The 15,145-nt window shown below is 31.7% G+C and carries 17 protein-coding genes; 12 read left to right on the top strand and 5 right to left on the bottom strand.

Translation table 11 applies throughout. The features are described 5' to 3' along the window. Window positions 1-76 precede the first annotated feature (76 nt). The 7 genes from METIG_RS03475 (at window position 77) to larE (ending at window position 6,281) form a co-directional block, all read left to right on the top strand. Entirely contained in the window at window positions 77-364 is a 288-nt protein-coding gene (locus METIG_RS03475) for an MTH1187 family thiamine-binding protein (RefSeq protein WP_013798859.1), read from the top strand. Continuing rightward, complete coding sequence (locus METIG_RS03480; RefSeq protein ID WP_013798860.1) at window positions 361-1,920, top strand: carbamoyltransferase C-terminal domain-containing protein; 1,560 nt, start codon at window positions 361-363, stop codon at window positions 1,918-1,920. Before METIG_RS03475 ends, METIG_RS03480 begins: the two co-directional genes overlap by 4 nt. Before the next feature lie 231 nt (window positions 1,921-2,151). Further along, a complete protein-coding gene (locus METIG_RS03485; RefSeq protein ID WP_013798861.1) occupies window positions 2,152-2,874 on the top strand; it encodes a HesA/MoeB/ThiF family protein in 723 nt (240 codons plus the stop codon). Continuing rightward, window positions 2,867-3,307 (top strand): molybdenum cofactor biosynthesis protein MoaE, encoded by a 441-nt coding sequence (locus METIG_RS03490; RefSeq protein ID WP_013798862.1) that lies wholly within the window; start codon window positions 2,867-2,869, stop codon window positions 3,305-3,307. Before METIG_RS03485 ends, METIG_RS03490 begins: the two co-directional genes overlap by 8 nt. 37 nt (window positions 3,308-3,344) lie before the next feature. Beyond that, entirely contained in the window at window positions 3,345-4,094 is a 750-nt protein-coding gene (locus METIG_RS03495; protein WP_013798863.1) for a UPF0280 family protein, read from the top strand. A 391-nt stretch (window positions 4,095-4,485) separates the two neighbouring features. Continuing rightward, window positions 4,486-5,451 (top strand): biotin synthase BioB, encoded by a 966-nt coding sequence (gene bioB, locus METIG_RS03500; protein WP_013798864.1) that lies wholly within the window; start codon window positions 4,486-4,488, stop codon window positions 5,449-5,451. A gap of 17 nt (window positions 5,452-5,468) precedes the next feature. Further along, a complete protein-coding gene (gene larE / locus METIG_RS03505) occupies window positions 5,469-6,281 on the top strand; it encodes an ATP-dependent sacrificial sulfur transferase LarE (RefSeq protein ID WP_013798865.1) in 813 nt (270 codons plus the stop codon). Between the two features lie 18 nt (window positions 6,282-6,299). Here the strand turns inward: larE and prf1 are convergent, their stop codons facing one another. Further along, window positions 6,300-7,565: a peptide chain release factor aRF-1 gene (prf1, locus tag METIG_RS03510; RefSeq protein ID WP_013798866.1), complete on the bottom strand. Its 1,266-nt coding sequence runs from the start codon at window positions 7,563-7,565 to the stop codon at window positions 6,300-6,302. A gap of 323 nt (window positions 7,566-7,888) precedes the next feature. Here prf1 and METIG_RS03515 point away from each other — a divergent pair, with 323 nt between their 5' ends. From METIG_RS03515 to comC, 3 genes are all read left to right on the top strand, one after another. After that, entirely contained in the window at window positions 7,889-8,227 is a 339-nt protein-coding gene (locus tag METIG_RS03515) for a P-II family nitrogen regulator (protein WP_013798867.1), read from the top strand. A gap of 93 nt (window positions 8,228-8,320) precedes the next feature. Then, window positions 8,321-8,848 (top strand): tRNA-intron lyase, encoded by a 528-nt coding sequence (gene endA, locus METIG_RS03520; protein ID WP_013798868.1) that lies wholly within the window; start codon window positions 8,321-8,323, stop codon window positions 8,846-8,848. Between the two features lie 30 nt (window positions 8,849-8,878). Next, on the top strand, window positions 8,879-9,922 hold the full coding sequence (comC, locus tag METIG_RS03525) for an L-sulfolactate dehydrogenase (protein ID WP_013798869.1): 1,044 nt from the start codon (window positions 8,879-8,881) through the stop codon (window positions 9,920-9,922). 36 nt (window positions 9,923-9,958) lie between these two features. Here comC and METIG_RS03530 read toward each other — a convergent pair whose 3' ends face one another. After that, the gene (locus METIG_RS03530) at window positions 9,959-10,489 is read right to left on the bottom strand and encodes a UPF0254 family protein (RefSeq protein ID WP_013798870.1); all 531 of its coding nucleotides are present in this window, start codon (window positions 10,487-10,489) and stop codon (window positions 9,959-9,961) included. A 279-nt stretch (window positions 10,490-10,768) separates the two neighbouring features. Here METIG_RS03530 and METIG_RS03535 point away from each other — a divergent pair, with 279 nt between their 5' ends. Both METIG_RS03535 and pth2 read left to right on the top strand, forming a co-directional pair. After that, complete coding sequence (locus METIG_RS03535) at window positions 10,769-11,434, top strand: hypothetical protein (protein ID WP_157209539.1); 666 nt, start codon at window positions 10,769-10,771, stop codon at window positions 11,432-11,434. A 110-nt stretch (window positions 11,435-11,544) separates the two neighbouring features. Further along, entirely contained in the window at window positions 11,545-11,895 is a 351-nt protein-coding gene (gene pth2, locus METIG_RS03540) for an aminoacyl-tRNA hydrolase (RefSeq protein WP_013798872.1), read from the top strand. A 1,019-nt stretch (window positions 11,896-12,914) separates the two neighbouring features. Here pth2 and METIG_RS03545 read toward each other — a convergent pair. The 3 genes from METIG_RS03545 to METIG_RS03555 form a co-directional block, all read right to left on the bottom strand. Next, on the bottom strand, window positions 12,915-13,580 hold the full coding sequence (locus METIG_RS03545; RefSeq protein ID WP_013798873.1) for a CRISPR-associated endonuclease Cas6: 666 nt from the start codon (window positions 13,578-13,580) through the stop codon (window positions 12,915-12,917). A 94-nt stretch (window positions 13,581-13,674) separates the two neighbouring features. Further along, window positions 13,675-14,280, bottom strand: a complete 606-nt coding sequence (locus tag METIG_RS03550; RefSeq protein ID WP_013798874.1) for a 16S rRNA methyltransferase — start codon at window positions 14,278-14,280, stop codon at window positions 13,675-13,677. Window positions 14,281-14,291: 11 nt separating this feature from the next. After that, window positions 14,292-15,074, bottom strand: a complete 783-nt coding sequence (locus tag METIG_RS03555) for a DUF7839 domain-containing protein (RefSeq protein WP_013798875.1) — start codon at window positions 15,072-15,074, stop codon at window positions 14,292-14,294. Window positions 15,075-15,145 lie beyond the last annotated feature (71 nt).

Consider the following 15,145-nt stretch of genomic DNA (forward strand, 5'->3'; position numbering starts at 1 on the left):
TGTTATTTAAATAATGTTAAAATGATATATTTATGTTTTAGAATTTCAAAAATTTTGTAATGTTGGGGGTGAGATTATGGTAGTTGCAGAGGTTTCAATAGTCCCAATAGGGGAGGGGCCAAGTGTCTCAAAGTATGTTAAAAAGGCTATAGAGGTTTTTAAAAAATACAACTTAAAAGTAGAGCCGCATGCTATGGGAACAGTTTTGGAAGGAGATTTAGAGGAGATTTTGGAGGCTTTTAAGGAGGCACATAGGGAAGTTTTAAAGGATTCAAAGAGAGTGTTGAGTACTTTAAAAATAGACGAAAGAACAGATAAAGAAAATACCATAGAGAGGAAATTAAGAGCAATAGGGATAGAATGATATTGGGAATATGTGATGGCCACAATGCAAGCGCCTCAATAATAGACGGCAACAAAATCCTCTATGCAATAAGTGAAGAGAGATTCACGAGAAAAAAGAATCAACGTGGATTTCCAAAAAATAGTATAGAGTATATTTTAAAAAATGCCAATATTGATGACATCAAAGCTATTGCAGTTGGAGGAATTTTTAGAAAGGGGAATAGGTTAAGGACATTAAAAGAATTCCAAGAAAGGATGCAAATCCCCATGCTCTACTTCCACCACCACCTTTGTCATGCCGCTCTATATCAACTATCTAATTTTAAAGAGTGTATAGTTCTCACTATAGATGGGGGAGGGGACGGGTTATCAGCAACTGTCTCTATTGCAAATAAAAATGGTTTGGAAGTTATTGCACAGAGTGATTTAATAGATTCTGTTGGTGATTTCTACGCCTCAATAACTGAACTTTTAGGATTTAAGCCAATGGAGGATGAAGGTAAAGTTATGTGTCTCTCTTCTTATGGTGACATTTATGCAAAATCAAAAGGATTTTGCGGCTCTTCGCTTCGCTCCGATGATGATATTGATTTAAAGGTTATCGATTACAACCCAAAAACCAAATCCTTCAAAAACTACTTGGGAGTTATTGGGTATGAGGCAACAAAGGCATTAAAAAAACTTATTGGTTATGATGATTCATTTGAATTTAAAGTTAAGGTTTCAAAATATGCTCAAAGAACTTTAGAAAATGTTGTTTTGAAGTTGATTAGAAGTTTTGTTGATGAAATGGGCATTGAGAATGTTGTTTTTAGTGGTGGAGTTGCCCAAAATGTTAAGTTGAATATGAAAATTAGGGAAATTGCTAATATCTATGTTCCGCCTTTTATGGGGGATGAAGGTTTGTGTGTTGGCGCATCTCTCTTAATGAAAAAATGTAGGATTGATTTAAAAGATACATATTTGGGGATTAAAATAGATAACGATGAAATTGCTAATAAATTGGAAAGTATTAAAGATAAATACAAAATAAGATATTTAGAGGAAAAGGAGATTCCTGAGGTTGTTGGAGATTTAATTGCAAATAATAAAATCGTCTGCATCTGCAAAGGAAAAATGGAGTTTGGTCCAAGAGCATTGGGAAATAGGAGCGTAATTGCACTTCCAACAAAAGAAAATGCTGAAAAAATCAATAAAATGCTTAAAAGAAATGAATTCATGCCATTTGCTCCAACGATTTTATATGAGCATGTTGATGAATACTTAGAAAATCCCACATACAGTCCATTTATGACGATGTTGTTTAAAGTTAAAGAAGAAAATAAGGAGAAAATTAATGGGGTTGTTCATGTTGATGGGACAACAAGACCGCAAACATTAAAAAGAGAGATTAATCCTACTTACTATGATATTATAAGTTATGTTTTTGACTTGAAAGGAGTCCCAGCTGTGTTGAATACAAGTTTTAACATGCACGGAGAACCAATTGTTGGAACAGTAGACGATGCTTTAAGGACATTTAAGTATGTTGGAGATGCTCTGTTGTTGGGAAATTATTTAATAGAGAAGATTTAAACAATTTTTTAACAATTAATAATTTGTATATTAATGTTAATCAATTTAACACCGTTAAAAATATTAATGATGAAGAATATAGTATAGCCACTTGCATTAAATGACTATTATGCATGATCAAAATTAAGAAATAACTGTATTCTATTTGAAAATTAACCAATCATAGCCCTTTCAAAAATTAATGGCAAAACAAGGTTTTGCCGTATAGTAAAAACTATGTGAAGTGAAAAAATGAGATACAGTAGGCAGATACTTATAAAAAATTTTGGAGAAGAAGGTCAGAAAAAACTTAGAAAGGCAAAGGTTGCCATTGTTGGTGTTGGAGGTTTAGGATGTGCAGTTTCTCAATATTTAACTGCCGCTGGGATAGGGGAGTTGGTTTTAATAGATTACCAAACCGTTGAGATAACAAACCTAAACAGGCAGATATTGTATTGTGAAGATGACATAGGGAGGTTGAAGGTTGAGGTGGCAAAAGAAAGACTAAAATGCTTAAACCCAGAGGTTGAGATAAAAACCTATGCTGAAAAGTTGAAAGAGGAATTTATTAAAGATGTCGATGTTGTTGTAGATTGCTTGGATAATTTTGAAGGAAGATATTTGCTGAATGAGATTTGTGTTAAAAATAAAATTCCATTTGTCCATGGTGCAGTAGAAAATATGCACGGGCAGGTAACAACAATTATTCCATACGAAACCCCATGTTTGAGGTGCATATTCAACTTAAAGGATAGAAATGAAACCTTGCCTATATTGGGCTTTGCTGCAGGAACTATTGGGACTATTCAGGCAGGAGAAGTTATTAAATTGCTCTCAGGAGTTGGGGAGACATTAAAAAATAAACTGCTCATTATAAACCTTGCAAACAATGAATTTAACTTATTAAATTTGAAAAAGAATCCAAAATGCAGTGTTTGTTCTAAATTATGTTCAAATGGTGATAAAGATGATTAAAATAACCAAGGAAGATTTTAATGTTGAAGAGGAAATAAAGAAGATGCTCGAAAAACATAAAAACATAGGTGGAGTTGTGACGTTTGTTGGTGTTGTTAGGAATGTGGGTATTAAAGATGGTGAAGAGAAAGAGGTTGAGAAATTAGAGTTTGAATGTTATGAAAAAATGGCAATAAAGAAGTTGGAAGAGATTAGAGAGGAAGCGATGAAAAAGTATGACATAATCGATGCAATAATAATCCATAGAATAGGAACTTTGAAAGTTGGGGAGAAAATTGTCTTAATTGCTGTTGGAGCAAAACACAGAAAAGATGCATTCCTTGCTTGTGAGTATTTGATTGATGAGTTAAAGAAGGTAGTTCCAATATGGAAAAAAGAATATGCTAAGGATGGTTCTTATTGGGTTGAGTATAGTGGTTCTACAACTAAATGACAGTTTTTGCAAACTACTATAATTTTCGGTGAGTGTGATGAATTTAAATTTAATTGAGGAGAGGATAATAATAAAGGAAACAAACATGCTTTTGAAGGTAGATGGTAAAAAATACGTAAAATTAGCAAGAAATACTATCCTAAAAGAGAGAATGCAACTTGAAAACTACATATTAAGGAATCCAATATTTTTGACAACTTTTGAGCCAATAGATGTGGAGGAAGATGCTCCAAAGATTGTTAAGCTCATGGCAAGGGCAAGTAAAAATGCAAATGTTGGGCCAATGGCTGCAGTTGCAGGAACAATAAGCCAATTGGTGATGGAGAATTTATTAAAATATGGCTCGAGGAATGTTATTGCTGAAAATGGTGGAGATATAGCATTGAGATGTGAGAAAGATGTGGTTGTTGGGTTATTTGCTGGAACATCTCCATTATCTGGCGAAGTTGGATTTAAATTGAAAAAGGAGAAAATTAAAAATGGATATGGTGTTTGCACGTCCTCAGGGACTGTTGGGCATTCAGTAAGTTTTGGAAATGCTGATGCGGTGGTTGTATTTGCAAAAGAAGCAAGTATAGCAGATGCAGCAGCAACGAGCATTGGAAACTATGCAGTGGGAAAAGAGGATGAAGCAATAAATAGATGCTTAGAGAAGGCAGAGGAAATTGAGAACATTGATGGCGTTCTTGTGGTTGTTGGAAAATATGCTGGAAAAATAGGAAAGATCCCACAATTAGTTAAAACTGATAAAAAAGCAGTATTAAGCGAATTTTTTGAGATAATATAAACGTTGCTGAGTTATGATAGTCGTGTGCGTTAGAAGGGTTTTTGGCAAAACTGAAAGTTTTGCTGTATGTCTTTTGGCAAAATTCAAGGGATTTTGCCGTATAATTTGGAAATGTGCTATTGGTAAATTCTTAAAGATTTATGCATTATTTCAATTTTTTGGCAAAACCTAAAAGGTTTTGCCGTATATTTTAAGGAAGAATAAAGATTATTTGGAAATTCATTAGCATATAAATAAGTTTAAAAATCCACTGCAACCTTCGGTTGCAGGGAAGTTGAATAACTACGTTATTCAACTATTCCGCACACGACTAGAATTTGTAATTATGGATTTATAATTATGAATTTTTTAGACCTAAAAATACATAAGTAAAAAATTTAATGGGGATATCATGGAGATTTTTAAATTTTATGAAAAATCCATAAACAATAAGATTGATTTTGAAGATGCTTTAGAATTATATGAGAATTTTGATGCTTATGACCTTTTATACCTTGCATATAAAATAAAAAAGGCATTTAAGAAGAATAAAATTGACTTATGCTCTATAATCAATGCAAAAAGTGGAAAATGTTCTGAAAATTGCGCATTTTGCTCCCAATCAATATATCACAAAACAGACATTCAAGTTTATCCATTAAAATCTAAGGAAGAGATACTAAACAAAGCCAAAAAAATGGAAAAATGTTGTAATAGGTTCTCTATAGTTGTTAGTGGAAAATCTATAAGTGATGAGGAATTTGAGAAAGTTGTTGAGATTATTGAAGAGATAAAAAAACAAACAAAATTAAAGGTTTGTACTTCACTTGGTATTATAGATAAGGATAAATTAAAGGCTTTGAAGGAGTTGGATGTTAGATATCACCACAACTTAGAATCATCAAGGAATCACTTCAAAAACATCTGTACAACCCACACCTATGAAGATAGAGTTAAAACCATAAAAAAGGCAAAAAAATTAGGTTTAGAGGTTTGTAGTGGTGGAATATTTGGGCTAGGAGAGGATTTTAAAGAAAGAATAGATATGATGATGGATTTAAAAAAATTGGATGTGGATAGTGTTGCTTTAAACATTCTCCATCCAATTAAAGGGACGAAGATGTGTGATTTAATTGAAAAAAATGAGATAAAACCAATATCTCCAATGGAGGCTCTTAAAAGCATCGCTATTTGCAGAGTTATAATGCCAGATAAGGAAATAAGGCTCTGTGGTGGAAGAGAGTTTAATTTACATGATTTGCAGTGCTTGTCTTTACTTGCATTGGATGGGTTAATGGTTGGAGACTATTTAACAACAAAAGGAAGGGTTTTAGAGGACGACTTGAGGATGATAAGGGACATGGGTTTTATTTATTAATTAAAAAAGGTGTTTTCATGGAGGAATTAAAAAAGAAATTAGAAAATTTAAAAAAATTCTTTGAAGGTAAAAAGGTTATTGTTGCATATTCGGGAGGTGTGGATAGTTCGTTAGTTGCAAAAATTGCCTCAGATACTACAGAAACTTTGGCTATAACCATTGACAATGGATTCTTTTCAGAAGATGCTATAAAAAAAGCAGAGATTAGAGCAAAAAAATATGGAATTAGGCATAAAGTCATAAAACTTGAAAATGTTAAAATGCATGAATTAGAGGAACCCATCACTCAACTAAAAAAGAATCCAACAAATAGATGTTATCTATGCAAAAAGATAATGGCTATTATTTTAATTAATGAAAAAGAAAAATTAGGATATGATTTAATTGTTGATGGTACTATATATGATGATTTGTTTGAAGATAGGCCAGGAATACAGGCGTTTAGAGAGCATGGAATAAAATCCCCACTGGCAGAATTTAAAATCTCAAAAAAGGATGTTTATGAACTTTCAAACTATTTGGGCATGGAAATTCCAAAAAAAGAAACATGCCTTGCCACGAGAATAAGATTTAACCAAGAAATTACAGAGGAAAAATTGAAAAGGGTGGAGATGGCAGAGAAATTTTTATCAAAATATATAAAAGGAACTTTGAGAGTTAGGGATGATGGTGGAATAGCAAGGATTGAAGTGAATAAAGATGAGATAAAAAAATTTTTCAATGAGGAGTTTACTAAAATGGTCGTAGATGAGTTGAAAAAATTGGGATTTGAAAGGGTTAGTTTGGATTTGGAAGGATATAAAAGACCATTAAAAATAAAAAATAAATAAATTAATTTTTTTATTTAATTATTGATGTAATTTGAATCTCAATATTGCTGCTAAACCTTTAAATGCTTTTGATATTTGAGCTCCTTCTTCTGTTTCCCTTGAAACTATACACAATTTTGTTCCGCTCATTTCACAGAGTTCTGAAAGATATTCTATGAAGTCCTTTGTTTCTTCTATTACCAATGCTCCCTCACATTGTGGACATGTTTTTTCTTTCAAAGCCTCTTCAAGTTTAGGTAATTCATCCTTTTTGATGTTTAATTCTTCAGTATATTCACAGTTATTACATTTTATCTTGACTCTGACCATATTTATATCCTCTGAAACGATGAGTGTATCAACTGCTCCCATTATCAATGCTTCAAGAACCTCTTTTTCACCATACGCTGCTAATCCACCATCTTCTTTAATTAACTCTTTAAAGAATCTTTGAACAACTTCCCTTTCTTTCATCAATTCTAAATCCTTCAATAAGTGCTCTGCTTTGCTTAACAATTCCCTTATACCAAACTCCTCAGTGTAGCACAAGTCAAAAGTATCCAAAACAATCTTTTTTAATTCGTGGTGTAAATAATCTCCTTCCACGAACTCATTTTTTGTGTTTCCTGGACCTCCAACTAAGATACCTCTTAACTGTTTCTTTTCTAATAGTGGGAGGAATACCTCTGTTGCATGCTCTCCAACCCTAACCATGAACTGGTGAGCAGCATCATCAATAAGCCTCTCCAACCTTCTTGCAGACTGTCCTCCTGCTTTAAATTTACCTGGAACTCCACTTGTTAATCTTTTATGAATTTGTATGTTTTTCCCTTTCACTGTTGCTATTGTCGCCTCACTTCTATCAATTAATATAACACCATAGGTGTCTTTTTCTTCTAAGAATTCTTCAAGTGGTTCAGTATAAAATTGAGAATCACATCTGTATATGAATGTTTTTATTGGTTCTGGAGGGATTAAAACATAGGTTTCCATTTTTTCAGTTCCTGGACCGCTTCTTGGAACCATTCCAGCAAATATAATGACCCCTTTTTCAAGAGGATCTTTTAAAAGCTTTAATCTTTGCAAGATAACTTCGATTGCTGATTGGACGTTTTTCCTTGTACTTTTACTCTTGATGTTTGAGGATTGTGATAACTCTTCCCTTAAATATTGAGTAACGTCAGATATTCTTCTTCCTGCTGGAATATACAAACTGATAAGTTCGGTTCCTTTTCCTTTTTTACTTTTTAGTTCTTGGAGTGTCTTTTTAAACATATACAATTCTTTTGATTTGTCCTCTTCCATTAAAATCACCCTTATACAATAGATAATAATTATTTAGAATATTCAAATTAGATAAAATTTAGTTGTTTGCATTAGATATTGGACATAACTATAATAAATTTTTGGTCTATAAAACATTATTTCAAAGTTTTTAAGTAAAGAATATGTTTTGAAATTCTTTTATGCATAATGAGTAATTACAAAAAAATTTGACCATAATAACCCTACACAAAATTAAGAATAAGTGAAAATAACTAAGTTTCACTAAAAAATAATAAAACTGCATTAAAAACCGACAAAATATATAAATATTATGGTAGTATATATTATTTTTGGTGATATTTATGAAGAAAATAGAGGCAATAATAAGACCATCAAAGTTAGAAGATGTTAAGAACGCTCTCAAAGATGCAGGGTTTATAGGAATGACTGTATCTGAAGTTAAGGGAAGAGGGGTTCAAGGAGGAATTGTTGAGAGGTATAGGGGTAGGGAATATACGGTTGATTTACTCCCAAAAGTAAAGATTGAAATTGTTGTTAAAGATGAGGATGTGGAAAAAGTCATTGACATAATCTGCGAGAACGCCAAAACTGGAGAATTTGGGGATGGAAAGATATTCGTTATTCCAGTAGAAGAGGTTATAAGGGTAAGAACAAAAGAAAGAAATGAAAAGGCAATCTAATTTTTGTTATTTTTTGTTATTTTTGAATAATGTTTCTTACTTATTTTTTATATTATTTAAAATTATTTAAAATTTTTATGATTGAGGGGTATTATGGCAAAAAAGCAAATAGTGGGCATTCTGTCTGATGATAGGGTAGTGGTTTTTGATAAAAATGGAATTTCAAGGTTATGCTCGAGATATTATGGGGAGAAAAATGACGATTTTTTATCATTATCGTTAATAGAGGCACTTTACTTAACTTCTCTTGGATGGCTTGTTGTTAAAGATTCTAATGGTAGGTTATTATCTTTTGAAGAGCTTTATGAATATGCAAGAAATATAGAGGAGAGTTTATGCATAAAGTATCTTGTTTATAAGGATTTGAGAAATAGGGGCTATACTGTAAAAACTGGGCTAAAATATGGCACGGACTTTAGGTTATATGAAAGAGGGGCAGATATAGATAAAGAGCACTCAGTTTATCTTGTTAAGGTTTTCTCTGAAGAGAAGCCATGTAATATTTCAGAACTCACTGGATTTGTTAGAGTTGCACACTCTGTCAGAAAAAAATTGCTTATTGCCATTGTTGATGCTGATGGAGATGTGGTTTATTATGATATGGGGTTTGTTAGGCCTTAATTGAAAAATATAACAATGGAGAGGGAGAAGATGATATTGTTGCCTGAAAATGAAAGAAAGTTGATTGTTGATATTTTAACAAAATATGGAGTGAGTGAAGAGGATGCAAAGATTACAGCAGATGTTTTTGTTGATGCTGATTTGAAAGGATTCACTTCCCATGGAATTGGAAGATTTCCTCAGTATGTTGAGGGACTTGAATGTGGAAATATAAACCCAAACCCAAACATAAAGGTAGTTAAGGAAACACCTGCAACTGCTACAATAGATGGAGATTTTGGACTTGGACAAGTTGTTGGAAAAAAAGCAATGGAGTTGGCAATTGAAAAGGCAAAAAATGTTGGAATTGGAGCAGTAGCAACAAGAAATTCAAACCACTTTGGTATTGCTGGATACTATTCAGAGATGGCTATGAGAGAGGGGTTAATTGGTATAACTATAACGAACACAGAACCTGCAATGGCACCGTTTGGAGGAAAGGATAAGATTTTGGGGACTAATCCAGTAGCCATTGCATTTAAAGGAAAAAAATATGTATTCTCTCTTGATATGGCTACAGCTTCAATTGCGAGGGGTAAAATCTTAGAAATGGCAAGGTTGGGCAAAAGTATTCCAGAAGGATGTGCAGTTGATAAAGATGGAAACTTAACAACAGACCCAATTAAAGCATTAGAAGGGAGTATTTTGCCTTTTGGAGGGCCGAAGGGTTATGGTTTAGCATTAGCAATTGAGGCTCTTGCGGCAATTGGTGGGGCAGAGATGGGGACAAAGGTAAAAGGAACTGCAAATCCAAAAGATAAGTGCACAAAAGGGGACTTGTTTATGGCTATAGATCCTGGTGCATTTTGGGATAGGGAGAAGTTTATGGAAAAGGTTGATGAGCTGATGGATGAGATAAAGAACTCTGAACCTGCAAAAGGATTTAGTGAGGTTTTAATTCCTGGAGATATTGAAAGAATGAACATGGAAAAAAGAAAAAATGGTTTTGAGATAGATGAAGTTTTATATAAAAGATTAAAGGAGATTTGTGAGAAAAATGGGTTAGATATTAATGATTATGTTAAAGTTGAATAATTTAAAAATTTGAGGAATTAATTTTCAAAAAAGAGTTCAAAAAGAAGAAGTGTGTAGATATTCCCTTTTTAGAATTTCAATGAATTTTCTTAGTCCTTTTTCAATGCCGTTTCTTTGCCTCTCCAAAATATTTTCATGTTTTAGTAAATTCCCATAAACATCCGTTGTGAATAAGTATTTATTTTTGTCTGTTAATATGCAAATTCCTCCCCTCCCAATTCCTGCAGTAGTTCCTATTGCAATATTACAGTTTAAAATATCCTTTAATCCTTTAGCCATTAAATAAGCAACCTTTAAATCATTTTTTTCCGTATATGCCTTTGCATATGCGTAGTCGTAATCAGGTTCTGGGAGTTTAATGTTTAGCAATTTTTCAGCAGCATAGATGGATGGGATGAACATTGATGCCAAAACCCTAACATTGCTCATCATTCTTAACTCCTCTTTATCAAAAATTTCTTTGAATTCAAAATCCTTATATCCACTTGCTGCTTTATGGATGGTTATGCCAATTTTTGCATGAGTAAAACATTCAGCAGTACCTACAGAGATTTTAACATCAACCATAAAAATCCCCTTAAAACACATTCACGAGATATAGTTGTTTGCCAATTTCTTGCACGGATTTAGACGCAACCAAATTTTTTTTAAAAGGACGATAAATCAATTGTAAAATTCCAAATAAAGGTTAATTACTTCATATAATTTAAATGAAGAAGTAAAGGCAAACAACTATAAATAAACTTTTAGAAAATTTAATTTAGGAATTTGACAGTTTTATTTTTTTAAATATTTTCACACACATATACTAATTTTTAATTTTATATTTCAATGTGGGGTGTAAGAATGAAGGATAAACTCTATCATTATTTCATATCCTATTTTTTAGATAAATTTAAGTATATAAGCCCGATTTTATATATTCTTACAATATGGTTAATTCTCAAAATATCGTCCATAATAATTGATACATTTAATTTTTCTTTAAATGAGTTTGTTGTTTATTGGTGGATAGTTATAATATTAATTATAATGACAGTCTCAAGTTTTATATTAGATAAAATATACAAAATCCTTAAAAAATATGGTGTAGAAAGTAGTATTGATAAAGGAAAATTTTTAAAGGAAAAATGGTTATTTTATCCATTAAAATGGTATTTACTGTGGTTTTTAATTTTCATTGATATATATGTTTTGATTTATTTGCAAAATGAAATTATTTCGTTTATTCCACAATATTGGTGTAATTTTATTATATGGTGTGCTTTTATTATATCAATTGCCCAAATATCTCCAATTAAAATAACATTTTACAGTAATGGAGTTAATATAGGGGGTAGATTCTACAATTATAACCAAATCAAAATATTGGATAAAAAACATAAAAAGGTAGTATTTATAAATAACATTCCAAAATATGTGTTCTTTGATAAAAACAAATACATAAATTACATTTTTAAGTTAAATAATTTAGAAAATATATTAATTACAAATGAATCAGGTAATGATTAGTAAATTTTTAATGATTGTAGGGTTATTTCAAATTTTAATGAATGGATAATAATTATTTAGAAATTTGGCAAACATAGTTTTGCCGTTATATTTTAATTTGAGGGGAGATCATGTATAAGCAAGCAATAGTGATAAGGAATGACTTAAAAATGGGAAAAGGAAAAATCGCTGCCCAAGCATGTCATGCGGCAATAGAGGCATTCTTAGATGCTGAAAAGATATGCCCAAATGTTGTTAAAGAATGGTTAAGAGAAGGTCAGAAAAAGGTTGTTCTAAAGGTTAATTCAGAAAAAGAGTTGTTTGATATTTATTTAACTGCGAAATCTCTTGGATTACCTTGCAGTTTAATTAAAGATGCTGGAAGAACACAATTAGAACCTGGAACGACAACTGCTGTAGGCATTGGCCCAGAAAAAGAAGAAAAAATTGATAAAGTTGTTGGGCATTTAAAATTATTATAATAACCGTAGTTCCCATCAAACATATAATATCTTTATTATTTCAAAAGAAACCTCTAAAAGAAACCTTTAAAAAAGGTTTCATCCAAATCGGATGCATTGCTTCGCTTCGCTCAGCAATGCCTCTTAGGGAATTTAATAGCATATATTAAATTTCTTAATTTTGTTTTCTTGCTTTTATAAAGGGGTTGTTGAATTTTGGTACTAGAAAATTGGGAAAAAGTATTACTGATTTTTTTGAATTAAAATTTAGATTTTTTAGAGATATTAGTTATTTGGTTTTATTTTATATGTTTTAGGTTTAAATTGGTTTTGGATTGTATAATATCTCTGCTAATTATTGAGATTTATTGGAGTGGTTGTGCATTGGATTTATAAATAATATGCACAATCTTTCTTACTTCCTCCGAGCGAAGCGAGGAGGGATTAAAAACCCGTTAGGGTTTTTAAGATTATAAAGGGTTTGATAATTGGGTAGTAAGAAAATTCGAGTTGAAAAAGAAAGATTTATATAGGAGTTTGGGCATAAAATAAGGATGAAGTTATAGGGTTTGAATATCTCATCCATTAAAACAAGGATGGAAACGCAATATCTCTAAACATGCTACATCACCATTTTCACGGTTTGAATTGCTTATCCATTAAAACAAGGATGGAAACACTTCTTGCCTATCAAGCACTATCGAAGCACCTTCAGTTTGAATTGCTTATCCATTAAAACAAGGATGGAAACTTGTAAAATTACTAAAACCGCTTATGAAAAAGTCTGGTTTGAATTGCTTATCCATTAAAACAAGGATGGAAACTGAGTAGATATATAGTGGATTTAATAGGCGATGGTTGTTTGAATACCTCATCCATTAAAACAAGGATGGAAACAAACAAGGATAGAAAATACTGCACTCGAAAACTCGAAAGTTCGAACACCTAATCTATTAAAACAAGGATGGAAAAGAAATATATAAAAAAAGCACAAAGATATTTTATTTTTAAATAAAGATTTGGAAAAATGTATAGTTTTACTATTTAACTTTAACTACACTTCCAAATCCTTTGGAAACTTTTCTCCCAATTCCTAAGTAATTTGGGATATCGAAGTTAATTTCAAATTCTCCTTTAAAACCAATGAACTTGTTTCCCTTATACCTAACAATTAAACTTTCAACATCCAAAATTTCCACAATTAACTTCTCTTCAACAGTATAATCTAAATACTTACTCATAGATAATACATTTCCAATTAAGATTTTTTCAAGTAAATTTTTTCTCCCGTCTTCATCCAACTCTTTATATTTCAGATAATTCTTTTCATTTAATGCCACCCATGGGGAGATAAACTTGTATCTTTTCATCTCATCAGAAACCCCAAATTCCTCAAATACAACCTTTACATATCCACCAGTAACAGTGTAAACCTTATGGTTTAACTCTAATTTTTTAATATCCAATACAATCTCTCCCAAAATATTAATCCCTTCCTTTATGCCAATTAAAACTGCATCTCCACCAATAATTTTATATTGAATTTTTGGATAGGTGTAGATAAATCCATTATTACTATGATTATGCAACTCTTTATAATCCTCTTTATTAAATTCATTCAAAATATATCCCCTTAAATATGGAGTTTGGGATTTTTTTAGAGGCTCATTTGTTTTTAACCTACACATTAAAATAGGAAGTTCCATAGTCCCACCAAATTTAAAGTATTATTGTTTTATCCTCAACAATTTCAAAACCAGTTTCTTTATCATAATATTTCTTATCTCAAGGATAGGTATTTTAATAACTTAAAAAACTACAACAAATTCCACAAACTGTCCAAGCCATTAATCCCTCTGGATAGATGGAAATTTTATCAACATTTTCAAAATCAACATTCAATGTCCCCTTAGGAAAGCCCCCTATTATAAATGTATCGTAACCCTTAACAACAGATGGATGGGAAAGTTTACCTTCCTTACTAAATAAAATAACTCTTTTTGCATTAATTTCATGTAAAAGTTCCTCTAATGTCTTTTCTTCAACTCTCATTAACGGATTTGGATTACCTTTTAACAACTTCTCCATAACCCCTAAAAATCTAAAGTAATTCCTTGGCAATCGTGTTTTTGGATTTATATAGATAACTTTATTATCATAGGTGTGGACATACACGTTTAATTTTCCTTCTCTGCATATTGGACTATCTAAAATTGTTAAAAGAGAGAAATGAACAATATCAGGCCTTCCCCTCATCTCCCAGTCCTTCAAATCCCTCATAAATTTGTAGTGATAATTTGAATCTAAGATATCATATTTAAATAATGATTTTCTTTTTTTAACTTTACCCTTAATTTCCTTTGGAATGAGCTCCAATGCAGATTTTGCCAATATTATGTTTTTCATTCTCTCCCATCTTAATCCTCTTTTGTAGCATCCAACACTGTATAACCTATTTTATGTTTATCAAGAACCCTAACAACTTTTTCAGTCATCTTTCCTGTTATCAACGCCAAAACGTCACAACCCCTATTGCACGCTGCAACAATTCCCTCTGAAACTGCAAACCTAATATCAGGATGCAAACCCATCTTAGAGGCAACAACATTTGCAACAGTTCCCATTGTGGCAATTGCCACATCTTCATTTTCCTCAAGAACTTTTTTAATGAGTTCGTAGTTTGTGTTTTTTGAACCCCCCTTTATCCTTGGAGGGATTTTTATTATTGTCACTTTCCCTCTTGGCACATCAATAATTCCCTTAATATCACATATTGCGACATCTTCCCCTTTTTTTCCGCCTTCAAGAACCTTCCCCTTAGCATCTGTTTTTATCTCTTTTGAGGCATAAAGTAATCCTTTCCTCATAAACAAATAGACCTCATCCCCTTCATTCAAGTCCTCATTTGCTATTGCAGGCCATACATCCTTATATTTATACAAATCTTGAGTGACATCATCCAAATATCTTTTAAATTCAGAAATCCAATTTTTTAAAACCCTCATACCTTTATCTGTAATTATATACTCTCCCCTACCTCTTGATTTGATGTATCCTTTTTTTAGTAAGTTCCTCATGTGTTCTGAAACCGCCTGAATTGTTATATCTAAGGCATCTGCTATTTCCTTCTGCTTCACATGTGGCTGTTTTCTAACTATTTCAGATAATATTTGGAATTCTGTAATGTTCCTTTTTTTCATTATACCACCAAATAACTTTAAGCTAAGTTTAGTATATATAAAGCCGATTATATAAAAATAATTATCAATAT

It is taken from the genome of Methanotorris igneus Kol 5 (assembly GCF_000214415.1).
In the GTDB taxonomy this organism is placed as follows: Archaea; AGJL01; Methanococci; order Methanococcales; family Methanococcaceae; genus Methanotorris; species Methanotorris igneus.